Origin of the sequence: Geodermatophilus aquaeductus (assembly GCF_900182545.1) — a bacterium.
In the GTDB taxonomy this organism is placed as follows: Bacteria; Actinomycetota; Actinomycetes; order Mycobacteriales; family Geodermatophilaceae; genus Geodermatophilus; species Geodermatophilus aquaeductus.
This window is the reverse complement of the sequence record NZ_FXTJ01000009.1, coordinates 177960-200806: the sequence shown is the minus strand read 5'-3', so window position 1 is coordinate 200806 and position 22847 is coordinate 177960. Positions and strand designations below refer to the sequence as shown.

Here is a 22847-nt window from a genome sequence, read left to right as displayed (position 1 = left end):
TACTGCTGGAAGGAGTTGCAGAACCCGTCCCCCTCGGTGACCAGGATGCTGCCCTCGTAGCCCCACAGCTTGCCGCCGGCCAGCGCGGCCAGCAGCGCCAGGAGCGAGAGGTGGAAGACGAGGTTGCCGGTCTCCTTCACCCGGCCCCGCTCGGCGGAGAGCTCCACGCCGGCTGCGGTGCTGCGCCGGGACACCCGGAACCGCGCGGACCGCAGGTCGGCCTCGACCCGGGCGGCCAGCGCATCGGCGGGCAGCGGCACCTCGGCGGTGGTGTGGACCGGGAGCCGGTGCAGATGACGGGGAACGGGCGGCGGATCGGCGCGCAGGGCCCGGAGGTGCTCGATGCAGCGCGGCACCAGGCAGCCGATCAGGGAGAGGAACAGCAGCAGGTAGACGGCCGAGAACCACGGGCTGGCGAAGACGTCGAACATCCCGAGCCGGTCGAGGACGGGGGCGAGCTCGGGGTTCTCCCGGAAGTACCGCGTCACCGCGCTGGGGGTCAGCGACCGCTGCGGGAACAGCGAGCCGGGGATGGCCGCCACGGCCAGCAGGAAGAGCAGCACCACCGCCGTCCGCATGCTCGTCAACCACCGCCAGCGGCGCAGCAGCCACCGTCCTGCCCGGTGCACCGGAGGACGGTGCGACGGCCTGACCGGCGGCGGGGCCGGGCGTTCCCGCACGTCGGTCACGACACGCCCCGCGCCCACGCGGCGGCGGCCGGTACGGCCGGACACGGCCGGACCGTCGAGGACGTGCTCACGGCGACTCCTTCACGTGGGCGCCCTGCGCCGGTGGCCACCTGAGGAGAGTACGAGGCGCCGTAGTAGAAGCCGGGCGGGGTCGTCGTGCGGCGGTCGCGGACGCCCCGGCGGAGCCGGGGGAGAGCGCCGCGGGGTCCCGTGGGGCCTGCGCAGCGCGCCGGGCCGGCACGCTGCCGACCCGGCGTTGACCTCCGGCGGGCCGCCGGGCAGGCGAATGCCCGCTGACGGTGCGGGGCGGCGGGTCGCTGCCCGGTCCGCACGTCGGCGGCAGCCGCACGGTGCTGCGCCTCCCGACCGGGGTTCGTCCCTCCCGCGGGGCGGGTCGACGTGCCGCGGCAACCGGGCCGGCGCACGTCGCGGAACTACACTACGGCGCTTAGTAGGGCGGTTGTCCCCGCCCGAGCGACATCCGCGCGCACCATCGAGGAGATCCGTGGCCGACCATCCCAGGACCGACGACGACCGCGCAGCCCGTCGCGGGCCGAGCCGGGCTCCCGCGAGCACGGCGGGACCGCGGCCGGCCGGGCGGAGGGGCGGTACCAACGGTCGGCGGATCCGGCCGCCGACGCAGGTCGTCACCCGGCAGCGGCCGTGGGGGCTCATCGCGGCCGCCGTCGCGGTGGTGGTCTTCGCGACCGCCGCGATCGGATATGCCGTCGTCCAGGTCAACAGGGCCAACGCGGACAAGGTCACCTCGACGGACCAGATCGCCGGAGCCCGGGTCTATGACTACCCGAACGGCCAGGGGCACGTGGCGACCCCGGTCGAGTACGAGGAGTCGCCACCGGTGGGCGGTGACCACGACGCCGAGTGGGCCGACTGCACCGGCACCGTCTACTCCGTCGACATCCGCAACGAGAACGCCGTCCACTCCCTGGAGCACGGCGGGGTGTGGATCACCTACGACCCGGAGCGGGTGAGGGAGGACGACATCGCCACGCTGAGCACCCTCGTCGACGGCCGGTCCGGGCTGATGCTCTCCCCCCGCCCGGGGCTGGGTGCCCCGATCAGCCTGCAGTCGTGGAACACCCAGCTGACGGTGGACTCGGCCACCGATCCGCGGCTGCGGCAGGCCGCCGACTTCCTCACCTTCAATCCGGAGAACACCCCCGAACCCGGGGCGACCTGCGAGAACCCGACGTTCATCGGTACCCCCCTCGTGGCCGGCGAGGCCAGCCGCGCCGGCGGCTGAGTGCGGCGCCGGGAGCCACCGCAGCCACTGCGCGACTCGTCCCGCGGGTGACGCCAGGGGGTCCCGTCGCGCCGGGCGGGGATCCCGGCTGGCCCTCGTCGGGGGGTGGCGCGTCGGCGCGGCGTGTCCTCGCCCGCCCGCGGAGCCCGCTCCGGTCGCCTCCCCGGGGTCCTCGGGAGGTGCCTGCCCGGCGGGGAGCGCGGCAGGTGCGACCACGGGCCGACCACGAGGTCCGTCGGGGCCGGACCCGCCGCCCGAGGGCACCCGGGGTCCCGGGCGGCCGGGGGAGTGACCGGCGCACGGAGCAGCACGAGGAGCTACTAGCCTCGCTAGTACGCGGGTGTGTCCACCCGGGACCGTCGAGCGCAAGGAACAGGATGACCACCGCCTCGGGTACGCGACGAATCCCGTTCCCTCGGCAGGAGGTCTGGCGGGCCCTGACGGCGCCGCTGGCCTACTGCCCGGTGTGCGACGTCTCCTACGTCTTCTCCGAGACGGTGGAGGAGGACGGAGCCGAGCGCATCGGCCGGGGCACGCGGTTCGTGTGCGTCGGCGGTCGGCTCGAGGGTGCTCCGCCGCCGCCCGGTGCGGTGCGGGGCCAGGTCGTCGACTACCAGGCCCGACGCCGCATCGGCACCCGGCTGGAGCGTCCGCACGAGACCTGGCACACCGTCTTCGAGCTGACCGACTCCGGCCGGGACGCCACCGACGTCGCGGTGACGGTGACCCACGAACCCACCGGCGGCAGCAGGCTGGTGCGTGCCCTCCTGCGCAGGTCGCTGGAGAAGATGCTGTGGCGGACCGTCGATGCGGAGTTGGCCAAGCTGCCCGACCACGTCCGCCAGGTCAACGAGGACCCCCTCCTGCCGAGTGCGATCGACGACGGACCGGACGGCCCGGTCCTGCACCTGCGGGGCGAGGTCACCACCGAGGTGGTCCGACGGATCGAGCGCGCGGGAGACCTCGCGGAGCTGGGAGTCGTCGCGGTCGACGTGGCGCAGGTGACCTTCATCGAGGCGACGGCGTTCCGGGGGCTGCTGCGCTGGGCGCGGGCGGTCTCACGGGACGACCGACCCGCCGTGGTCCGCGGGGAGAACCCCTACTTCGACGAGATGCTGGGCGTGGTGGGTCTGCGGGACGCCTTCCACCGGGAGCGGCACGCCGATGACCTGCCCTCACCCGGCGGTGCCGCGTCCTAGCGTGCCCGGTCGGCTCGTGCGCGCCGGATGCCGCCCGGTGCGTCGGTGACCGCACGTCCCCGCGCACCGGGGCGCGGCCCGGGTCGTTGGGCTACCCCGCGACCGTCGACGGCCGATCGCCCGGCGCCACGGCGTCCTCCGGCTGCGGGGGGAAGCGGCGTACCGCTCCCGCCGCCCCGGCCATCAGGCCGAGCCCACCGAGGATGAGCAGCGCGACCGAGAGCCGCGCCAGCACGGTCGGCCCACCGGTGATCACGTTGGCGCTCCACAGGACGTCCATGTCCGGCAGGCCCTGCACGAGGTGCGTGAACCCGATCAGCGCCGCCAGGATCCCGGCCAGGAGTCCGTTGCCACGCCAGGCCGCCCGTACCGCGAGGACGGTCACCGCGGCGATCAGGAGCGTCGGCAGGGAGGCCTGACCCAGGGCGAGTCCGCGGTCGAGCGCCGTCAGGCCGGACTGCGGCGTCGCGACCAGGTGCCACACCGCGGCCGTCGTGGACAGGGTGAGCAGGGCGGCCAGCGGTCGGAGGGTCCGGGCGCGGAAGCCGGCGAGCGCTCCGGCGAGCACGATGAGCGCGTAGAGCGGCCACCACACGGCTCCCCGGGGCGGAGGGGACCACGTCAGCTCGCCGGTGACCAGCACGGGGGCGCCGTCGAGGGCCAGCGGCACCTCCCACGTGAAGATGGTGTGCTCCGCTTCCGGTGCCGCGGTCACCTGCGGCGGCGGGTTCGGTGACATCCAGTGGGTGCGGTGGTCGTGCCAGGAGTACTCCGGCTGGGTGGAGACCTGCTCCCACGCGGGGGTCGCGCGGGCGTCGGCCCGGGCCGGGAGGCTGACGGCGCCGTCGCGGCGGATGTTGATGTAGGTGGCCGGGCTGTTGGCGTTGCGCCAGACCCCGTCGGGCCCGATGCGCAGGTACTCCTCGTCGGAGTAGCCGTAGACGGTCACCGTGGACGCGGAGCCGTTGAGCAGTTCCAGGCTGTCGCCGAACTCGGTGACGCGCACGGTCACGCCGGGCATGGACACCGAGGTGCCGAGCACCCGGCCGTCGTAGTCGCTGCCGGCGACGCCCCGGTCGGTGTGGGCAGCCGCCGGCGTGGCACTGGTCAACACGACGACGACGGCGGCCAGGAGCACCGCCGACAGGCGGCGGGCGGTCACGTACCCGCTCCGTGGCGTGGGCATCGGTCCACGGTATGTCACTCGCCGGCGCCGAGCCGGGAGCCCGCCCGTGTGGTGCCGGAGTCCTGTCCCGCAGCGGATCTCCGTTATCAAGAATTGCGGGGTGGTCGGGGCCCGGCGGGGAGCCCCACCGTCCCGGAGCCGCGCAGACGCCGGCCGGTGTGGGGTTCGGTGTTCCGAGCGGCCACCTTCTAGGCTGGGTAGTAGTGAGGGTGGCGAACGTCCCGGGTCGCCGCCGTGGGAATCGGCGGATGCGATGCTCGTCGTCGCGGGATCGTGTATCGGCCGGCGGGAGAGGTGGGTCCATGCGACCGTTCGGGGAGCTCGAAGCAGCCATCATGAAAGAGCTGTGGAGCCGGGGTGAGCCGGCGACGGTCCGGGACGTCCTCGCGTCGCTGAGCACGTCGAGGACGTTGGCCTACACCACCGTGATGACGGTGATGGACAACCTGCACCGCAAGGGTCAGCTCGACCGGGAGATGAGCGGCCGGGCCTGGCTCTACCGACCGGTACGGAGCAGGGCCGAGCACGCGGCCGCGCTGTTGCAGAACGTCCTGGACGAGGCGGGCGACCGGCAGGAGGTCCTCATGCACTTCGTCGCCGACCTCGACTCCGCCAGCGTGGCGCAGCTGAGGTCCGCGGTGGAGGCGGCGCGGCGGCAGGGCGACTCCGCCCCCGGTGACGCCGGATGATCGCCAGCCTCGCCCTGCTCGCCATCGGGCTGGCCCTGGTGGTGGTCGGTCCGCGGCTGGCCGGCGCGCGGTGGACGCGGCAGGCGCCGTGGTTGGCGATCCTCACCTGGCAGGCGCTGACGGTGGCCGCGGTGGCCGCGGTGGTCCTGGCCGGCGTCACCCTGCTCATCCCCATCACGGCGGTGGCCGACGACCTGGGTGCCATCCTGCACGCCTGCGCGGTCAGCATCGCCACGGCCTACGCCGCGCCGGAGTTCCTGCCCGGCCGGTTGCTGGGCACCGTGCTGGCCGGTGTGGTGCCGGTGTGGCTGCTGGTCTGCGCCGCCCGGGTACTGATCGGTGGCTGGCGCGCCCGGCGTGCCCTGCACCGCTCGCTGGACCTGGTCGCCGAGCCCGGTGCCGACAGCGGCGGGCTGGTGGTCCTCGAGGCCGCTGCCCCGGCGGCGTTCTGCGTGCCCGGCCGCACCAGCCACATCGTGGTCTCGCGCGGGGCCCTGAACCGCCTGTCGCGACGGGAGCTCGACGGGGTCCTGGCGCACGAGGCGGCGCACCTGAACGGACGGCACAACCTCGCCGTGGCGCTGTCGGAGATCCTGCTGCGGGCCTTTCCGCGGGTCCCGCTGTTCGCGGTGGCCGCGGTGCAGACCCGCGAGCTGATCGAGCTGCTCGCCGACGATGCCGCCCTCGAGGCGGTCGACCGGGTCAGCCTCGCCTCGGCGATCGTCAGCCTGGCCGAGATGCGGGCACCGGCCGCCGCGCTCGCCATGGCGCAGGGCGGAGCGGCGCTGCGGGTCACCCGCCTGCTCGCGCCGGAACCGCCGATGACCGCCTGGCGGCATCGGCTCGGCGCCGTCGCGGCGCTGGCGATCGTGGCGGCACCGCTGTTCCTCGCGGGCTATCCGGCCCTGAGCGCCGCCCTCAGCGACCTGTGCAACATCTGAGAGGAGTGCGCGTGACTGCTCGTCCCGTCGGCGCCTCCGACGAGGGCACCGGGATCTCGCGGCGCGCGGTCCTCCTCGGCGGCCTGGCCGGCCTCGGGGCGATGGCCCTGTCGGCGTGCGGCGGCGAGTCCGACTCCGCGGGGAGCTCGGATGCGGCGGAGTCGGCGGGAACGGTGACCACGGGCGCGGACGGCGTCCAGGAGGTCACGCTGCTGGTCCGTGACGACTACATCTTCCTCCCCGACGCGTTCGAGGTCGGAACGGGACGGGTCCGGCTGACCCTGACCAGCGAGGCCGAGTCCCTGACCCACAACATCCGGTTCACGCCGGGCGCGGGCCCCGCCACGATCGAGGAGGAGATCCCGATCCTCGGCCCCGGGGGGAGCGAGACCATCGAGTTCGCGGTGGACCAGCCCGGTGACTACCAGTACGAGTGCTCCTTCCACGTCGCCCTCGGCCAGATCGGCACGATGACCGTCCGGGAGTCCTGACCCGGCGCCCGGGCCGTGCGGCTCTCCCGCCGGTCGTGTCGGTGACCGGCGCCCGCCCCGTGCACTCCCGGGTCCCGCCCGGCCCGGCTGGGGTCCGGGGTGGTCGCCGCTCGGGCCAGTTCTGCGGATCATGTACGGCGCGACTGCTGCCGGTGTCCCTGAGCGGCTCACTATGGGACACGGACGTGAGGCCACCCCCGTTGGGGTTCGCGGCCGCCTCCCCCCTCGTCTCCGGCGCCCAGTGCAGTCGCCCGTTCCGGGTGAGTCGTCGGCCGCAGTGCTGGACGAGGCTGCCGTCATGGTCGATGGCGCCTTCCCGAGACGGCTCGAAAACGTACGGATGGACGGTGAGCTCCCCCGACGCGAGGACCTGCCGCTGATCTTCGACGAACTGGATTACCAGCTCGCCTGCCAGGCCTATCTCTGGGCGCTGCCACTGGTGTCCTACGCGCAATGGAAGACCCAGCACTACGACGTCTTCGGGGCGACCGGCTCCGACCTGGTGCACTACCTCAGCTATCAGGACCGGCTCGGGCTGATCACTGCGAACGCGACCACGCCGTACATCCTCAACTTCTTCGACCTCAGCGAGACCGGGCCGCTGGTCGTGGAACTCCCACCCGGCCCGACGGCCGGCGGGATGTCCGACTTCTGGCAGCGTGAGTTCGCCGTCCTCGGCGAGATGGGCCCGGACGCCGGCCGAGGAGGCAAGCACGTCGTCGTGCCTCCGGGAGAGGCCGCACCCGAGGTGGGAGACGGTTGGTATGTCCAGCACGCCACCGTCCTGAACATCATGTTCGGTTTCCGCACACTCGACCCGAACCAGGAGCGCGCCCAGCTGCTCGTGGACGCCGTGCGGATCTACCCGTACGCCGAACGTGACCACCCCGAGCCGACCAGGATCGTCTCTCCAGACGGACGATCCTGGACCGGCGATCAGCCGCACGGACTCGACTACTGGGTGCGACTGCACGACATCTAACAGCGCGAGGTCGTCGACGAGCGGGACCGGTTCTACCTGGCCATGCTCAAACAGCTCGGCATCGAGAAGGGAAAGCCATTCGACCCCGACGAACGGCTCGCGGAGATCCTCACCGCGGCCAGCGCAACCGGCGAGCTGATGGCGCAGGCCAACACCTTCGCCAAGCGCTTCGCGGAATCACGCTACTGGCCGGACCGGCAGTGGGACCGTGCGATCGTGCTCGACAACTCCGCACAGCGCGGCGAGCACCACGACGAGCTCCTCGAGCGGGCGTCCTGGTTCTACGAGGCGGTGAGCTTCTCGGAGGCGATGAGAAGCCACACTCCCGGCGCCGGCCAGGCATACCTCGGCGCCTACGCCGACGCAAACGGCGACTGGCTCGATGGCGGGGGGACGTACACGTTGCACGTCCCGGCCGACCCGCCCGCGAAGCTCTTCTGGTCGATGACGGTCTATGACGCCTCGACCCGCTGCCTCGTCGACAACGAGCAGCAGCGCGGCGACCGCGGCTCCCGCGACGCCGACCTGGTCCACAACGACGACGGCTCGATCGACCTCTGGTTCGGGCCGACCGCGCCGATGGGCAAGGAGTCCAACTGGGTGCAGACCGTCCCGGGCCGACACTGGTTCTCCTACTTCCGGTTATACGGTCCTCTTGAGCCCTACTTCGACCGCTCCTGGAAGCTCGAGGACATCACGCTCGCCTGATGGGATGCGGGGGAGCCGCAAGGACGTGAACCGGAAGGCGCCCTTGGGCCGCCTGCAGGGACAGGGATGGCGGCGCACAAGATCCGCAGGACACGCCCTAGTCGTGTGCGGTGAGCTCGTGCGAGGTGTGCGCCGGGCTCTCCAGTTGGAACGTCGAGTGCTCGACGCTCACGGTGAAGTGCTCGGCCAGGCATGCCTGCAGCTGGTCGAGGACCTGGGGCGCGTGACCGTCGAAGAAGCACGAGTCCTCGACCACCACGTGCGCCGACAGCACCGGCAATTCGCTGGTGATCTGCGAGGCGTGCAGGTCGTGCACCTCCCGCACGTGCGGCAGGGCGAGCAGGTGCCGGCGGACGTCGTCGAGGTCGAGCCCGGGAGGGGTGCTCTCCAGGAGGACCGAGACGGTCTCCCGCAGCAGTTTCAGCGTGCGCGGGACGATGAGGACCGCGATGAACAGCGATGCCACGGCGTCGGCCTGCTGCCAGCCGGTGAGCGCGATGACCGCCGCGGCGACGAGGACGGCGACCGAGCCGAGGGTGTCGTTGAGGACCTCGAGGAAGGCGGCGCGCATGTTGACGTTGCTGCTCCGCCCGCCGCGCACCAGGATCAGGATCCCGATCGCGTTGGCGACCAGGCCCACGACGCCGAAGACGAGGACGGCCGTCGACGCGATCTCCGGCGGTTCGAACAGCCGACGGATGCCCTCGATGAGGATGTAGACCCCGACGGCCAGGAGCGCGGCCGCCTGCAGGGTCGCGCCGAGGACCTCGGCGCGGCGGTAGCCCCAGGTGCGCCGGTCGGTCGCCGGCCGCATCGCCAGGGTCGCCGCGATCAGGGCGATCGCCAGCCCGGCCGAGTCGGTCAGCATGTGTCCCGCGTCGGCCAGGAGCGCCAGGCTCCCGGAGATCAGGGCGCCGACCACCTCGACGAGCAGGACCGTCGCGGTGAGGGCCAGGACGATCGCGAGCCGGCGTCGGTGCTGGCCCGGATCGGCGCTGGACGGTCCGTGTCCGTGCGCGTGGTCCCCGCTCACGGCGCCGCCACCAGGCCCGCGTCCCGGGACCGGCCGATCCCGGGCAGGAACCGGCCCGTCGCTGCGGCGTAATCGGCGTAGGCCGGTCCGTGTGTCTGCAACAGGTAGGGCTCCTCGATGAGGCGGACCTGCAGCTCCACGGCGACGACCAGGCACACCAGCGCCGTCGCCGACAGCCAGGTGGGGACCATCAGCGTCACCCCGACCTGGGCGGTGACTATGGCCGTGAAGATGGGATTGCGCACGAGGGCGAAGACGCCCCCGGTCACCAGCGCGGTGCGCTCGGACTCGTCGACGCCGATCCGCCACGAGCTGCCCATCGCGGTCTGCGCCGCCAGGACCCCGGCGAAGCCGAGGACGGCGACCGCCACTCCGGCCCCGGCGAGCACGGAGGCGCCGCCGCCGGAGGGCGGAGCAACGGCGCCGACGGCGGCCAGCACCACGGCTGCCGCCCCGAGGACCAGCGCGAACACGAAGAGGACGCCGGCCGTCCACCGCAGCGATCCGGGGCGCCCGGAGATGCCGTGGAAGCCCGAGCTCCCGGTCCGCCGGATCTGCAGCCAGGTGCGCACGCCGAAGATGACGGCCAGGCCGACCAGGTAGAGGAGCGCGGCGAGGACGGTCATGACCCCACGCTCCCGGTCGAGCGGACGGTGCGGCTGCTCATCTGCAGGACTCCTCGTCGGTCGCGGTGGCGCAGGTGCCGGGGTCGACGGTCAGCACGACGCCGAGCAGGTCCTCCAGGGCGTGCGCCAGACGGGGATCGGCCAGCTCGTAGCGCGAGCGGCGGCCCTCGGGCACCGCGACGACCAGGCCGCAGCCGCGCAGGCAGGACAGGTGGTTGGAGAGGTTCTGCCGGGTGACCCCCAGCAGTGCGGCGAGCTCACCCGGATAGCCCGGCCCCTCCCGCAGTGCCAGCAGCAGCCGCGAGCGGGTGGGGTCGGACAGGGCGTGACCGAAGCGGGCCAGGACCTCGGCGTGGACGACGGGCATCACGACGCCTTTGTACAGCATGCGCTGAATTCAGCGCAAGCTGTACTAACGGGAGGAGTCGCGGGGGGATGCCGGGACCGTCGCCGCCGTCCGGTGGCCGCTCCGGTCACCGGCGGTTCGTGGCCTGGGCGGCCAGCCGTTCGAGGTGGGCGTTGTAGGCGTCGAGCTCGGCGTCCGCGCGTGCGTCGGTCACGCCGGCCGTCCGCCGGGTGGCGCTGACCCACTGGGCGTAGATGATCACCGCGGCGGCGACGGTCGGCACCTCGCCGAATCCCCAGACGATGTTGCCGGCCGCCAGCTGGTCGGTCATGACGTCGACGCCCCAGCCCTGCGGGGCGTGCGTGAAGGTCTGCACCAGGGGCCTGCTGGCCATCATCACCGCGACGGCGAAGAAGGCGTGCAGCGGGCCGGGGGCCATCAGCTCGATGAGCCGGACCGGGGGAGAGGCCCGGTGCGGCCACGGGCCGACGCCGAGCGCGCCGCCGAAGGCCAGCAGGCCGGTGCCCAGGAACAGCGTCAGCATCGCCACGTTCCCCGCGGCACTGCGCATGAGCACGTCGAACAGCGGGGTGAAGTAGATGCCGTAGAGGCTGCCGATGAAGATCGTCGTCGTGACGGCCGGATGGGCCACCACCTTCGCGGTGCGACTGCGCAGCAGGCCCAGCAGCAGCCGCCGGCAGGCGGCGCCGAGGCCCCGGCGCGGCAGGGTGCGCACCGCCAGGCTGATCGGCGCGCCCAGCATGATCAGCATCGCCGAGAGGACGCTCAGGACCAGCTTCTGCAGCATGTGCACCGAGAAGAGCATCATCCCGTAGCCCATCACCTGGGTGGCGGTCACCAGGAGCACGGTCGCGATGCCGGTGACGAAGCTCGCGGTCCGGTACCACGGCCATTGCCTGCGCCGGGCGTGCAGGGACCGCACGCCCGCCAGGTAGGCCGCGAGGGTGAGCAGCGCGACGGCCGGGAACACCGACGTCGCGTCCAGCTGGGGGGTGAGCAGGCGGAGCAGGGTCGGTGGCTGCTCCGGCATCCACATCATGACGTCGCCTCGGCGCTCGTTCGGGTGGCGGGGGGTCGGGGAGTGGTCAGCTCCGGGCGACGACCTGCAGGTCCTCGGCGATCTCCTGCGCGGTGCCCCCGGCCGAGAACATCACCTGCGCGGTGTCATCGGCCCCGTAGAGCAGCAGGCTGGTGGCGTGCATGGTGCCCTCGCCCTCCGCGAGCGGGACCTCCGCCGCGGTCTGTGCCGCCTCCACGTCGGCCTGGCTCCCGGTCAGCCCGACGAAGCGGGTGGGCAGGTCCCCGTCGAAGCGCGCCAGGTACTCGCCGAGGAACTCCGGGGTGTCGCGTGCGGGGTCGGTGGTGACGAAGACGACGCGGGTGCGGGCCGCCAGGTCTTCGGGGACCGAGCGCAGCGCGATGGCCACGTCGGCCATCGTCGTCGGGCAGACGTCCGGGCAGTTGGCGTAGCCGAAGAACAGCAGCGTCGGCTGCCCGGCGGTCTGCGCGGCGAAGTCGAAGACGGCTCCGTCCTGGGAGGTCAGCACGAACTCCGGCCGCGGTCGGGGATCGGGCAGTTCGCGGCCGGCGAACGGTCCCTCGCCGGCGGAGCTGGAGACCTCCGCGGCGGCCGAGCCGGAGACCTCGGCCCCGTGCTCGCCGTGCCCGCTGTCGTCCGTGCCGCCGCAGCCCGTCAGGGAGATGGCGATCGCCAGGAGTGTGAGCGCGGGCAGCGATCGCCCGAGGAGGGTCCGACTAAGCACGTTAGTAGTCTAGGGCGCCGGCGCGGGGCGCCGGTGGGCGGGCGGAGTCCGCGCGCGGTCGAGGAGAGGATGACGGGATGAGTGCAGGCGCCGAAGAGACAGCGGGCCCGACGGCGGTGCCGGTGGTCCTGTGGTCACGGCTCCTGCGGCCGGGCCTGCTGGTGGGGCACGTCGTCGTCCTGGCGCTGTTCCTGCTCTGTCTGCGGTTCGCCGGGTGGCAGTGGGAACGTGCCGAGTTGAGCGGCTGGAACGTGCAGCACGTCTCGTACGCCCTGCAGTGGCCGACGTTCGGGGTCATGGGGCTGTTCTTCTACTGGAGGATGCTGCGCATCGAGATCGAGCGTCATCCCGACGAGGACGAGCCGAGTTCCTCCCTCGTGCTGTACCAGCGGCCGCGCATCGACACCTCCGGGGACCCCGAGCTCGCGGCCTACAACGCCTATCTGGCCGAGCTGAACGAGACGGTGCTCCAGCAGCGGGGCTGACGGCCGCGTCAGTCGGCCGTGTCTGACGGCCGGGTCGTTCGGCCGGGTCTTCCGGCCGTGTCGTCCGGCCGGGTCGCTCAGATGTCGACGCCGCGCTCTCGCAGCCAGCCGGCCGGGTCGATCCGGCGACCGTCGAGGCCGCCTGCGAAGACCTCGAAGTGCAGGTGCGGGCCGGTGGACTGTCCCCGGTTGCCCAGCAGCGCGATGGTGTCCCCGGCGCGGACCTGCTGGCCGGCCTCGACGGTGATCTCCTCCATGTGGCCGTAGACGGTCACGTCGCCGTTGTCGTGCAGGATGTAGACCGCCAGTCCGAAGCCGCTGGCCGCGCCGGCGCGCAGCACCACGCCGTCGGCCGCCGCGTACTCCGGCGTGAGCATGGGTGCGGCGATGTCCAGGCCGTAGTGGGTGGTGCCCCAGCGGGCGCCGTAGCCGCTGGTGATGCGACCGTCCACCGGCATCACCGCATCCGGGCGCGCCGCCTCCTCGCGCGCGGCACGGGAGGCGGCGAGCTCACCGAGGCGCGTGGCGAGTTCGGCCTCGGCGATCTGCGGGCGCGCATCGGGCTCGGCCAGGACGTCCTCGGTCCCGTAGCCCAGGTACACCGACTGCGCGGGCGTCTCGTGGGCGTGCGCGATCGGGGAGCCCATGCCCAGGCTGCCCTCCCACAGGCTGCTGGCCATGCCGCCCACGACGACGGCGCTGAGCAGCAGGCGCGGCCGCTGGCGCAGCAGCGGGGGCCTGCGCATCCGGGACCTGGCCGGCCGGTCCTGCCGTGCTGTCACTGCCGTCCTCACCGTTGCCCCGTGGGTTCGACCCATGACAGCACACCGTGACCGTCTCGATACCTAAGGCGCTTAGTAGTGGGCGTGTCGACGGGTCAGACGACCGAGGAGCCGAGCCCGCTGCTGGCCAGCCAGGCACGCAGCCAGAGCATCACCTGGTCCCACCAGCCGGTGACCAGCAGGACGCCGAGCACGACCAGCAGGACGCCGCCGACCCGCATCACCGTCCGGGCGTGCCGCCGGGCGAACGCGGAGAAGGTCAGCGCCCGGCGCGCGCCCAGGGCCACCAGGAGGAAAGGAACGCCCAAGCCCAGGCAGTAGGCCAGCCCCAGGGCGGCCCCCCGGGCCGCCGAGGCCTCGGAGTACGCCAGGGTGTTGACCGCGGACAGCGTCGGCCCGAGGCACGGGGTCCAGCCGAGGCCGAAGACGACGCCCAGCAGCGGAGCGCCGGCGAGGCCGGCGGGCGGGCGCCGGGTGATCCGGCGCTCCCGCTGCAGCCAGTGCAGGCCGCCGAGGAAGGTCAGGCCCATGAGGATCGTGACGATCCCCATCAGGCGGGTCAGCAGCGGCGCCCACTCGAGCATGAGGCGTCCCAGTCCGCCGAAGAGCGCGCCGAAGGAGACGAAGACGGCGGTGAAGCCGAGCACGAACAGCAGCGCTCCGGCGACCACCCGGCGTCGCGGCGGGGCCGCCGTCGCGACCGTCGCTGAGGTTCGGCTGCCCGGTCCGGCGCCGTCCCCGGGCGCCGGGCCGGTGGGTGCCGACCCGGTGGGTGCCGTGGCCTGCGCCCCGGTCAGCCCGGCGACGTAGGCGAGGTAGCCCGGGACCAGCGGCAGCACGCAGGGCGAGGCGAAGCTGATCAACCCCACCAGGGCGGCGACGCCACCGGCGAGCAGGAGCGAGCCGTCGCTCACGACCGCGGCGAAGGACTCCCCGAGACCGCTCACCGCGGGATGTCCTCGGCGGTCTCGGCCAGGAGCTGGTCGAGCGCGCGCCGCAGGTCCGCCTCGGGGACCACGGCGACGTAGACGGCCGCGACCCGCCCGGCGCGGTCGAGCAGGATGGTGCTGGGGACCACGTTGGCCGGGAATCCCCGGAAGGCCAGTGCCACCTCGCCGCGGGGGTCGAACAGCGAGGGATAGCCCACGCCGTTGGCGTCGACGAAGGCCTGCGCCAGCTGTCGCTGGTCCTTCACGTCGACACCCAGGAAGCGGACCCCGAGGTCGCGCACGTCGGCGTACACGGCCTGAAACTCCGGGGTCTCGACGCGGCAGGGGGCGCACCACGAGCCCCAGAAGTTGACGACGGTGATGTCCCCGGCCAGGGAGGTGGACTCGAACGCCGTGCCGTCGAGGAGCTCGCCGGCGAAGGCAGGCGCGGACTGGCGGGCGTCGACGGGGACGAGCTGTCCCAGCGGGGTGTTGCCGGCGAAGTCGAAGGTCCCGGTGTCCGCCGTGCCGCCGCTGCCGCCGCGATCGCCGCCCGGTGAGCAGCCCAGCAGGAGCAGCGCGGCGGTGATCGCGCACAGCATCGAGGAGGAACGGCGCACGAGGTCAGGCAACGAGGGTGCTCCAGTACAGCCAGAATCGCTGGGCGATGGCGGCGGTGATCAGCAGGAACCAGGCGGTCAGCACGATCCCGTGACCGGCACGGAGCGCGGCGGCCAGCCGACCCAGCCGGGCGGGCAGCCGCGACTGCACGGCCGCGAGGTTGCGCACGGTCACGTACCAGAAGGCGGGAATCGTCACCGCCCACACGAGCATGCAGTACGGGCACAGGGCGCCGATGCGGTAGAGGCTGCTGAGGATCAGCCAGTGCACGAACACGACGGCCGCGGTGACGCCGAGCTGCAGGCCCGCCCAGAACCAGCCCGGGAGCCGCACCCCGGCCAGCAGCAGCGCGCCGGTCACGACGAGGACCGGGAAGCTGGCGACGCCCAGCAGCGGATTGGGGAAGCCGAACACCTCCGCCTGCGCGCTGGTCATCACCGACCCGCAGCTGAGCACGGGATTGAGGCTGCAGGTCGGCACGTAGGCCGGGTCGGCGAGCAGGGCGTACTTCTCCACGGCGAGCACGAAGGACGCCGCGAGCCCGAGCAGGCCGCCGGCGAGCAGCAGCCAGCCCGTCGCCCGGTCGGTCGGGGCGCGCCGCTCCCGGACGTCCCGGCGCGGGGGGAGCGTGGGGTCGGTGCGCGGCCCGGGGGCGATCCCCGTGTCAGCCGGCGAGGGCGGCATCGATGCGCTCGATGAACTCGTCGGTGGAGCTGACCTCGAGCTTCTCCCCGTTGAGCAAGAAGGTCGGGGTCCCCTCGACGCCCAGGGCCAGTCCGTCCTCGCGGTCGCGCAGGACGCGCTCGAGCGTGGCCGGGTCGGCGACCGCGGCGTCGTAGGCGGCCATGTCCAGGCCCATGTCCACGGCGAAGGACCGGAACAGGGCGGCCTGGGAGTCCTGGCCCTCACCCCACTCCGGCTGGGTCTCGTACATCCGGTGGTACATGTCCTCGAAGCGGCCCTGCTGGGCCGCTGCCTCGACGGTTACGGCGGCGTTCTCGGCGTTGGCGTGACCGGGCATTGGGAAGTAGCGGGCGACGAAGGTGACCCGCCCGTCGTAGTCCTCGCGGAGCTGCTCGATGAAGGGATAGGCCGCCCGGCAGCTCTCGCACTCGAAGTCGAGGAACTCCACCAGGGTCACCCGCCCGTCCTCGGCGGTCGACAGCCGGTGGCTGTCGTCACGGACCACGGTGGCACCGGACGTGCCGCCGGGCTCGCTCGCTCCACCGCTGGTGACGCCGAGGAGCACGGCGATGCCCACGACGAACACGGCCACGAGGGCGGCCGAGATCTTCAGGTTGGTGCTCACGCGCTTCTCCCTGGTGCGTCGGTCGGCCGGCGGGCGGCACTGCCGAGGCGGCGCGACGGACGCAGGAACCTCCGGCGCGGCGACCTCCGGCGCAGCGACCTCCGGCGCAGGGGCCACCTGCGGCTACGACACGGCTTAGGAGAAGGCTACAAGAGGGGCGCCCCGAGGCGGCCGAGCGCCACCTGTGTGGTGGTCACGGGCGACCGCAGCTCCCGAGGGTCCCGTGCCCCGGGTCGGGTCGTCCGACGGCCGGGGCGGAACCCGGCTCCCGCGCCGCCGCCGAGGACGCCCGGCGGGCGGTGGAGCCGCGAGCGCTGGAACCGGTTCCCGCGGCTGATCACGGATCGGCCCCCGCGGCCGCGGTGGTCGAGGCGTCGGGGACACCGGATCGACACGCCGGCGGGGGCCCGGCGGTCCGGTCGGCTCCCGGGCCCGGAGCGCGCCCTCTACGATCGTCGATAGGAGCCGGTGGTCGTCCGCGACCGCCACGGGGGATCGGGAGCGTGGCCGTGGGCATCAGCGAGGTCGGGCCCGGTGGTCGGCCGGCTTCCGGCCGGACCTCGCGGTGGAGGCGGCCGGTGGCCCCGGTCCCCGCCCGCTGACCCCCGTGGTCACCACGCCGGACTGCCTCGCCGCCGCAGACCCGCCCGCGGCGTCCTCGCCCGCCCCGCCTGCGGCGGGCGCGCCCGCCGCAGGCGGGGCGGTGGGCTCCGCGCTGGTCGCCGCCGTGGTGAGCGTCGCCGGCGGGCTGTGCCTGTGGCTGGCGTTCCCGCCGTACGGGGTGTGGGCCCTGGCCGCGGGAGGTCCGCTGGCGCTCGCGCTCGCCACCCGCGGCCGCAGCGCAGGTCGGGGAGCCGTGCTGGGCCTGCTCCTGGGCCTGGCGTTCATGGTTCCGCTGCTGCAGTGGACGGGCACCTTCGTCGGGGACCTCCCGTGGCTGGCGCTGTCGGTCCTGCAGGCGGGGTTCTGCGCGGTCCTGGGCGCGGCGACGGCGCTGACGAGCAGGCTGCGGTGGTCGCCGCTGTGGGCCGCGGCGCTGTGGGTCGCGATGGAGGCAGCCCGGTCCCGGGTGCCCTTCGGCGGGTTCCCGTGGGGACGGATCGGCTTCAGCCAGGCGGACGGGCCCCTCGCCTCCCTGGCCGCCTACGGCGGCGTCGCGTCGGTGACCTTCGCCGTCGCCCTGACCGGCACGCTGCTGGCCGCGGGGATCGCCCGGGCGGCCCGCCGGCGCGGCGCACCGGTGCGGCTGCAGCTGCGGGCCGGCGCGCCGCCCGTCGTGGCGGCGCTGCTCGTCCCGGCCGCCGGGACGGTGCTCTGGCTCCCGCTGCCCGGCGACAGCCTGACCGCCGGTGGGCGTCCGGCCACGATCGCGGTGATCCAGGGTGACGTCCCCGCCGCGGGCCTGGGCTTCAACGAGCGGCGCCGGGCGGTGCTCGACAACCACGCGCGGCAGACGGTCGCGCTGGCCGGGCGGGTGGCGACGGGCGCCAGCCCCCGGCCGGACCTGGTGGTCTGGCCGGAGAACTCCTCCGACATCGACCCGTATCGAAACGCGGACGCCGCGGCGGCCATCGACACCGCCGCGCGGGCGATCGCCGTCCCCATCCTGGTCGGCGCCGTCCTGGACGGGCCGGGGGAGAACCTCACGAACGCGGGCATCGTCTGGGATCCCGAAAGCGGGCCCGGCGCCCGGTACGCCAAGCGGCATCCGGTGCCCTTCGGGGAGTACATGCCGCTGCGCTCGTTCTTCCGGTTCTTCAGCGACCAGGTGGACCTGCTGCGCCGCGACTTCGTCGCCGGCCAGCGGCCGGGCGTCCTCGACATCGGTGGGGTGCGGATCGGCGACGTCATCTGCTTCGAGGTCGCCTACGACGGCCTGGTCTCCGACGTCGTCGAGGGCGGCGCGTCCGTGCTGGTGGTGCAGACGAACAACGCGACGTTCGGGTACACCGCCGAGAGCGAGCAGCAGCTGGCCATGAGCCGGCTGCGGGCCATCGAGCACGGCCGCAGCGTCCTCGTCGCCGCGACCAGCGGGATCTCGGCCGTGGTGGCCCCCGACGGCACCGTGGTCGAGCGGTCGGAGCTGTTCACGCCGGACGTCTTCGTCGAACCGATCGCCCAGCGCCAGGGGATCACCGTGGCCACCCGGCTCGGCGCCGTCCCCGAGTGGGCCCTGGCCGGCGTCGGACTGGCCGCCGTCCTGGGCGCCGTCCTCGCCCGGCGCTCCGGCCCCGTCCGCTCGTTCCGTCGCCGCACCGAACCCCGTCCCCCCGTGGAAGGCTCTCGATGACCCCCGACCGGCTCTCGGCGCTCTCCGACAGTCTCTTCACCGTCACGGTGGTGATCTACGCCGTCGCGGTGGTCGCGTTCGCCGCCGACCTCGCCTTCGGGCGGCGCCCGGCGCCGCGGGCCGTCGCGGTCGGAGCCGGCGGCGTGGGAGCCGGCGGGGCCGGTGCCGAGCCGCCCTCCCGTGCCGACGCCGCCGGGGAGGGGACCCCGGGGCGTCGCTGGGGACTGGTGGGCCTGGCCCTGACCGCGGCGGGTGCGCTCGCCCAGGCCGGGGTCCTCCTCACCCGCAGCCTGGCGACCGGGCGGGTCCCGTGGGGCAACATGTACGAGTTCGGCACGGCCGCCGTGCTGGCCGGCGTGCTCGCCTTCCTCGTGTTCGCGGTGCGCGTGCCCGTGCTGCGCGGCCTGGGCCTGTTCGTACTCGGCCCGGTGGTGCTCGGCCTGGTGCTCATCGGGCTGTACCTCTACGCCGAGTCCGGGCCGCTGGTCGCCGCGCTGCGCTCCAACTGGCTGGCCGTGCACGTCTCGGCGGCCATCCTCTCCTTCGGCATCTTCATCGTCAGCGCCGTGGCCAGCGCGCTGTACCTCGTCGCCGCGCGCCGGGGACGGCTCGGCGCGGGCGGAGCGGTGCGCTCCGGAGGTGTCTGGAGCGGTCTGCCGTCGATCGAGGCGCTGGACCGGGTCGCCCACCGCACGGCCGTCTTCGGGTTCCCGATCTGGACCTTCGCGGTCATCGCCGGCGCGATCTGGGCGGAGAGTGCCTGGGGGCGGTTCTGGGGATGGGACCCGAAGGAGACCTGGGCCTTCATCTCCTGGGCCCTGTACGCGGCCTACCTGCACGCGCGCAGCACCGCGGGCTGGCGCGGCCGGCCGGCGGCCTGGATCAACCTGGTGGCCTTCGCCAGCCTGGTGTTCAACCTCCTGTTCGTGAACCTGGTCTCGACCGGCCTGCACTCCTACGGCGGCGTCTCCTGAGGCGTCCGCGCCCTCGAGGGGACGGGCCGCGCCGCCCTCGGCGCAGCGGAACCCGGACGGCGTCAGCGGCGGCCTGTCCGGCGCCGTTCCCGCGTCACTGAGGCCCGGGGACGGGGCGCCGACGGGGATCCCGGCACCGGACGCGGGGACACCGCCGGGCGTCGGTCCTCCTCGGCGCGTGCACCATCTGTGCCTGACAGGCGCGCGGGACACGCGCCGATGGGACGAGTCGTTACCCGACCGTGACAACTAAGCAGCTTCGTACTACAGTCCCCTCCGGTCCGGCCGAGCCGTGCTCCTCGATCCGAGGACCTCGCGCCGACCCCGCCGAACCGCCCGTGCCGACCGGCCGGGGGGACCGGGAACCCACCGAACACCTGGGGTGAGTCCTGCGCGCGCTGCTGCGCGCGCCAGGTAGGGCGCCTTCCCGCCCGAACCCGTCAGCTAACCCGGTAGGCGGTCAGGAAGAACGGAGAGCCGCCGTCGTGGCGACCCTGCACCACCGCGCCGCCCGCCCACGTCTCCCCTCCGCTTCGGCGCCGACCCGGCCGCGTCGCGGCCCGGGTCGGCGGCTGCACCGCCTCCTCGTGCCCGTCGGGCTCGTCTCGGGCCTGCTGGCCGGGGCAGTCGCCCCGACGGCGCTCGCCGCGCCGCTCCCGACCGCGCAGGGGCAGTCGGCCTCCGACGACCTCGCCGCCGAGATCGCGCGCCTCGACCAAGACCTGGCCGCGGCCGAGGAGCAGCTGCAGCGGGCGACCGTCGAGGCGGAGGCCGCCGCCGACGCCTCCCGCGCCGCGCAGGCCGCGCTCGCCGTGGCGCAGTCCCAGGCGGCGGCCGCGGCCGCCGAGCTGGAGGCCGCCCGAGCCGCCGTGGACGCGGCGCGAGACGACGTCGCCGCGCTCGGACGGGAGGCGTTCATGGGCGCCGACCCCCTCGGCGGCGCCACCGCGCTGCTCGACGCCGCGGGCCCGGAGGAGGTGCTGCAGCGCGCCGCGACCATGGACCTGCTCGGAGAGGACCGCGCCGCGCGGCTGGAGGCCTTCGAGGACGTCCGGCAGCGCCAGGAGCAGGCCGACCGCGCGGCGCGGGACGCGGTGGCCGAGCGCGACGCCGCGGCACGGGCCGCGGCCGAGGCCGACGCGGCGGCGCAGGCGCAGCTCGCGGCGTCCCAGCAGTCCTACGACGCGGCCGCCGCGCAGAAGGCCGACCTCGAGCAGCAGCTGCGCGACGCCGAGACGCAGCTGCTGGCCGCCCGCGGCGCCACCGATCCGGCTGCCGCCTGGGAGCAGCAGCAGAGCGCCGAGCTGGCCGTGACCGGCGCCGGTTCCGGTGCGCTGGTGACCGGACAGGTCACCTCCTGCTACGGCAGCCGGTGGGGCACCAACCACAACGGCATCGACATCGCCGCGCCCATCGGCACGCCGATCTTCGCCCCGGAGGGAGGTGTGGTGCTGCAGGCGGGTCCGGCCAACGGGTTCGGCCTGGCCGTCTACCTGCAGCACCCGGACGGCACGATCACCGTCTACGGCCACATCAACCAGTTCTTCGTCAGCGCCGGTCAGACGGTGACCGCGGGTCAGCAGATCGCCGAGGTCGGCAACCGCGGGCAGTCGACCGGCCCGCACCTGCACATCGAGACGCACACCGGCGGTCTCTACGCCAACCGCGTCGACCCGGCGCCCTGGCTGGCCGCCCGGGGTGTCGACCTCGGCTGCTGACCCCCCACGGGGCGCGGGCCCCGACGCCGGGGCCGGGAATCCACCGGCCGCCGGTGAGCCGCTCTCGTCACCGGCCTCGGCGGCCCACGGCCGATGCGCGGGGCCTCGTGTGCCCCGGCGCGGCGAGGCGGCGGGCGCGTGCTCGTCGCCCGGATGCGGGCGGGAGTCCCCGTCCCGCGTCCGGGATCCGGGGGTCGGCGTCGGGCGGTCCCGGGCCGGCGGTGTTCCGCGGGTGCGCCACCGAGAGGATCAGCAGCCGCTGATGTCGACCCCCCGGGCGCGCAGCCACGGCACCGGGTCGACGGCCCCGCTGTACATGGCACCGTTCGGGTGCACCTCGAAGTGCAGGTGCGGCCCGGTGGACTGGCCCTTGTTGCCGACCTCGGCGATCTGCTCCCCGGCGATCACGCGGTCCCCGGCCTGGACGAAGTAGCGGTTGATGTGGCCGTAGACGGTCACCGCACCGTCGTCGCCGAGGATGTAGACGGCCAGCCCGAAGCCCGTCGCGGAGCCGGCGCGCTTGACCACGCCGGAGGTGGCCGCGTAGATCGGTGTGCCGATGGGGGCGGCGATGTCCACGCCGTAGGTCATCGTCCCCCAGCGGGGCCCGAAGCAGCTGGTGACCCGGCCCGACGTCGGCTTGACGTAGCCCGACGACCCGGCCGAGCCGCCGCCGGAGGGCGCCGTCGCGGTGCTGCCGGCGCGGCTGCTGCTGGCCGCGGCGCGCGCAGCCGCCGCCGCGGCGGCCGCTTCCTCTGCGGCGCGGGCGGCCGCCGCAGCGGCCGCCGCCTCCTCGGCTGCCTTCTGCTGCTGCCACTGCTGGTAGGCGTCCCGGGCGCCCTGCAGCTCCAGCAGCTGGATCTCGGCGGACTGCAGCTGCTGCTCGTAGTCGGCCTTCTGGGCCGAGACCTGCGCGTAGGTGGCCTCCTGGGTGGCCAGCTGGGCGTCGGCGGCAGCGCGGGCGGTCTCGGCCTCGGCCTCGGCGGCGGCCATCGCATCGCGAGCGGCGCGCGCCTCGGAGTCGGCGTTGGCCTGCTGCACGCGAGCGACCCGCAGCTCGGCGAGCGCGTCGACCTGCAGATCCCCGACGTAGTCCAGCGTCGCGGCGCGCTGGATCAGCTCTCCGGGGCCGGCGGAGTCCAGCAGGGCCGCGGCCGTGGCGAGCGTGCTCCCGGTCATGTAGTTGTTGCGCGCGAACGTGCCCAGGCGCGAGGTCGCCGCGTCGATCGCCTCCGTCGCCGCCTGCAGCCGGGACGCGGTCTCCGCGGCAGTGGCCTGGGCGGCCTGCAGTGCCTCCTCGGCGGCGAGGTAGGCGATGCCTGCCGCCTCGGCCTGGACGCTGGCGCGCTCGAGTTCGGCCTCGGCGGTGGCCACCAGGGCCGCGATCCGGCCGACCTCGGCGGCGGCGGCGTCCTGCGCCGACTGCGCGGCGCCGATCTCGGCGTCGCTGGGGTTCGGTGGAGGAGGTGGGGCAGCCGACGCGGGAGCCGTACCGCCGAGCAGCAGTGCGCCGGTCAGCACGCCGGCCACCATGACCCGCAGGCCCGGGCGCCGCCGGGTCGCCGGCGAGCTGCGTTCGACCGCGCTCGCGCGCAGGAGGAGCAGCGAGGTCGCACGACGCGGGCCGGAACGGCTCGGCATGAGGGGACTCCCTGGGGAGAGGGGTGTCGTCTTGAGCAGGGGCAGCGTCGCACCGAGGCGGCCGGCACCACCGGCAACACGCGCCACAACTATTGACATTCGTAGAGCCGCCTTGGAGCAGCGGCCTGCTCCGCGGTCCATCGGCCGCAGCCGATTCGCC

At 74.1% G+C, this 22847-nt stretch carries 24 protein-coding genes and 1 riboswitch; of the genes, 11 read left to right on the top strand and 13 right to left on the bottom strand.

What is annotated here, in order from left to right; translation table 11 throughout:
• Positions 1–629: cytochrome c biogenesis ResB family protein (locus tag FN207_RS20245; RefSeq protein ID WP_246066212.1), on the bottom strand; the 629-nt coding region annotated here is incomplete at its 3' end.
• A 754-nt stretch (positions 630–1383) separates the two neighbouring features.
• On the opposite strand from FN207_RS20245, the gene FN207_RS20240 reads away from it, so the two are divergent.
• The gene (locus FN207_RS20240) at positions 1384–1953 is read left to right on the top strand and encodes a thioredoxin-like domain-containing protein (protein WP_246066210.1); all 570 of its coding nucleotides are present in this window, start codon (positions 1384–1386) and stop codon (positions 1951–1953) included.
• Between the two features lie 377 nt (positions 1954–2330).
• Positions 2331–3152 (top strand): STAS domain-containing protein, encoded by an 822-nt coding sequence (locus FN207_RS20235; RefSeq protein ID WP_142460242.1) that lies wholly within the window; start codon positions 2331–2333, stop codon positions 3150–3152.
• 91 nt (positions 3153–3243) lie between these two features.
• Here FN207_RS20235 and FN207_RS20230 read toward each other — a convergent pair whose 3' ends face one another.
• The gene (locus FN207_RS20230; RefSeq protein WP_142460241.1) at positions 3244–4338 is read right to left on the bottom strand and encodes a hypothetical protein; all 1095 of its coding nucleotides are present in this window, start codon (positions 4336–4338) and stop codon (positions 3244–3246) included.
• A 302-nt stretch (positions 4339–4640) separates the two neighbouring features.
• Here FN207_RS20230 and FN207_RS20225 point away from each other — a divergent pair, with 302 nt between their 5' ends.
• From FN207_RS20225 to FN207_RS26730, 5 genes are all read left to right on the top strand, one after another.
• Entirely contained in the window at positions 4641–5027 is a 387-nt protein-coding gene (locus tag FN207_RS20225) for a BlaI/MecI/CopY family transcriptional regulator (protein ID WP_142460240.1), read from the top strand.
• A complete protein-coding gene (locus FN207_RS20220; RefSeq protein ID WP_142460239.1) occupies positions 5024–5968 on the top strand; it encodes a M56 family metallopeptidase in 945 nt (314 codons plus the stop codon). The genes FN207_RS20225 and FN207_RS20220 overlap by 4 nt, the downstream gene beginning before the upstream one ends.
• Before the next feature lie 11 nt (positions 5969–5979).
• Positions 5980–6459: a plastocyanin/azurin family copper-binding protein gene (locus tag FN207_RS20215; RefSeq protein WP_246066208.1), complete on the top strand. Its 480-nt coding sequence runs from the start codon at positions 5980–5982 to the stop codon at positions 6457–6459.
• Between the two features lie 298 nt (positions 6460–6757).
• Positions 6758–7441 carry a DUF1254 domain-containing protein gene (locus FN207_RS26735; protein WP_221888308.1) on the top strand — a complete coding sequence of 228 codons (684 nt, stop codon included), beginning with the start codon at positions 6758–6760 and terminating at the stop codon, positions 7439–7441.
• A gap of 42 nt (positions 7442–7483) precedes the next feature.
• Positions 7484–8149, top strand: a complete 666-nt coding sequence (locus tag FN207_RS26730; RefSeq protein WP_221888307.1) for a DUF1214 domain-containing protein — start codon at positions 7484–7486, stop codon at positions 8147–8149.
• 97 nt (positions 8150–8246) lie between these two features.
• Here the strand turns inward: FN207_RS26730 and FN207_RS20205 are convergent, their stop codons facing one another.
• The 5 genes from FN207_RS20205 to FN207_RS20185 form a co-directional block, all read right to left on the bottom strand.
• Positions 8247–9182 (bottom strand): cation diffusion facilitator family transporter, encoded by a 936-nt coding sequence (locus tag FN207_RS20205; protein WP_142460238.1) that lies wholly within the window; start codon positions 9180–9182, stop codon positions 8247–8249.
• Entirely contained in the window at positions 9179–9808 is a 630-nt protein-coding gene (locus FN207_RS20200) for a methyltransferase family protein (protein WP_142460237.1), read from the bottom strand. Before FN207_RS20200 ends, FN207_RS20205 begins: the two co-directional genes overlap by 4 nt.
• Positions 9809–9845: 37 nt before the next feature.
• Positions 9846–10175, bottom strand: a complete 330-nt coding sequence (locus FN207_RS20195) for an ArsR/SmtB family transcription factor (protein ID WP_142460263.1) — start codon at positions 10173–10175, stop codon at positions 9846–9848.
• 106 nt (positions 10176–10281) lie between these two features.
• Positions 10282–11214: a cytochrome c oxidase assembly protein gene (locus FN207_RS20190; protein WP_142460236.1), complete on the bottom strand. Its 933-nt coding sequence runs from the start codon at positions 11212–11214 to the stop codon at positions 10282–10284.
• Positions 11215–11260: 46 nt separating this feature from the next.
• Positions 11261–11938 (bottom strand): SCO family protein, encoded by a 678-nt coding sequence (locus FN207_RS20185; protein WP_246066206.1) that lies wholly within the window; start codon positions 11936–11938, stop codon positions 11261–11263.
• 77 nt (positions 11939–12015) lie between these two features.
• Between FN207_RS20185 and FN207_RS20180 the strand changes: the two genes are divergently transcribed.
• Entirely contained in the window at positions 12016–12423 is a 408-nt protein-coding gene (locus FN207_RS20180) for a metalloprotease (RefSeq protein WP_246066205.1), read from the top strand.
• A 77-nt stretch (positions 12424–12500) separates the two neighbouring features.
• Here the strand turns inward: FN207_RS20180 and FN207_RS20175 are convergent, their stop codons facing one another.
• The 5 genes from FN207_RS20175 to FN207_RS20155 all read right to left on the bottom strand — a co-directional run bounded on the left by FN207_RS20175 (position 12501) and on the right by FN207_RS20155 (position 16064).
• Positions 12501–13169: a M23 family metallopeptidase gene (locus tag FN207_RS20175; protein ID WP_246066203.1), complete on the bottom strand. Its 669-nt coding sequence runs from the start codon at positions 13167–13169 to the stop codon at positions 12501–12503.
• A gap of 131 nt (positions 13170–13300) precedes the next feature.
• Positions 13301–14152, bottom strand: coding sequence for a cytochrome c biogenesis CcdA family protein (locus tag FN207_RS20170; protein WP_142460234.1), 852 nt, complete (start codon positions 14150–14152; stop codon positions 13301–13303).
• Positions 14149–14754, bottom strand: a complete 606-nt coding sequence (locus FN207_RS20165; RefSeq protein WP_246066202.1) for a TlpA family protein disulfide reductase — start codon at positions 14752–14754, stop codon at positions 14149–14151. Before FN207_RS20165 ends, FN207_RS20170 begins: the two co-directional genes overlap by 4 nt.
• 4 nt (positions 14755–14758) lie before the next feature.
• On the bottom strand, positions 14759–15439 hold the full coding sequence (locus FN207_RS20160) for a vitamin K epoxide reductase family protein (RefSeq protein WP_142460233.1): 681 nt from the start codon (positions 15437–15439) through the stop codon (positions 14759–14761).
• Positions 15420–16064, bottom strand: coding sequence for a DsbA family protein (locus FN207_RS20155; RefSeq protein ID WP_142460232.1), 645 nt, complete (start codon positions 16062–16064; stop codon positions 15420–15422). Before FN207_RS20155 ends, FN207_RS20160 begins: the two co-directional genes overlap by 20 nt.
• Positions 16065–16767: 703 nt before the next feature.
• Between FN207_RS20155 and lnt the strand changes: the two genes are divergently transcribed.
• The 3 genes from lnt (at position 16768) to FN207_RS20140 (ending at position 21046) form a co-directional block, all read left to right on the top strand.
• A complete protein-coding gene (lnt, locus tag FN207_RS20150; RefSeq protein ID WP_142460231.1) occupies positions 16768–18354 on the top strand; it encodes an apolipoprotein N-acyltransferase in 1587 nt (528 codons plus the stop codon).
• Positions 18351–19328 carry a c-type cytochrome biogenesis protein CcsB gene (ccsB, locus tag FN207_RS20145; protein ID WP_142460230.1) on the top strand — a complete coding sequence of 326 codons (978 nt, stop codon included), beginning with the start codon at positions 18351–18353 and terminating at the stop codon, positions 19326–19328. Before lnt ends, ccsB begins: the two co-directional genes overlap by 4 nt.
• 329 nt (positions 19329–19657) lie before the next feature.
• Positions 19658–19802: riboswitch (cyclic di-AMP (ydaO/yuaA leader) on the top strand.
• Between the two features lie 113 nt (positions 19803–19915).
• Positions 19916–21046 (top strand): M23 family metallopeptidase, encoded by a 1131-nt coding sequence (locus FN207_RS20140; RefSeq protein WP_246066201.1) that lies wholly within the window; start codon positions 19916–19918, stop codon positions 21044–21046.
• Positions 21047–21295: 249 nt separating this feature from the next.
• Here FN207_RS20140 and FN207_RS20135 read toward each other — a convergent pair whose 3' ends face one another.
• The gene (locus FN207_RS20135; protein WP_142460229.1) at positions 21296–22687 is read right to left on the bottom strand and encodes a M23 family metallopeptidase; all 1392 of its coding nucleotides are present in this window, start codon (positions 22685–22687) and stop codon (positions 21296–21298) included.
• Between the last annotated feature and the right edge of the window lie 160 nt (positions 22688–22847).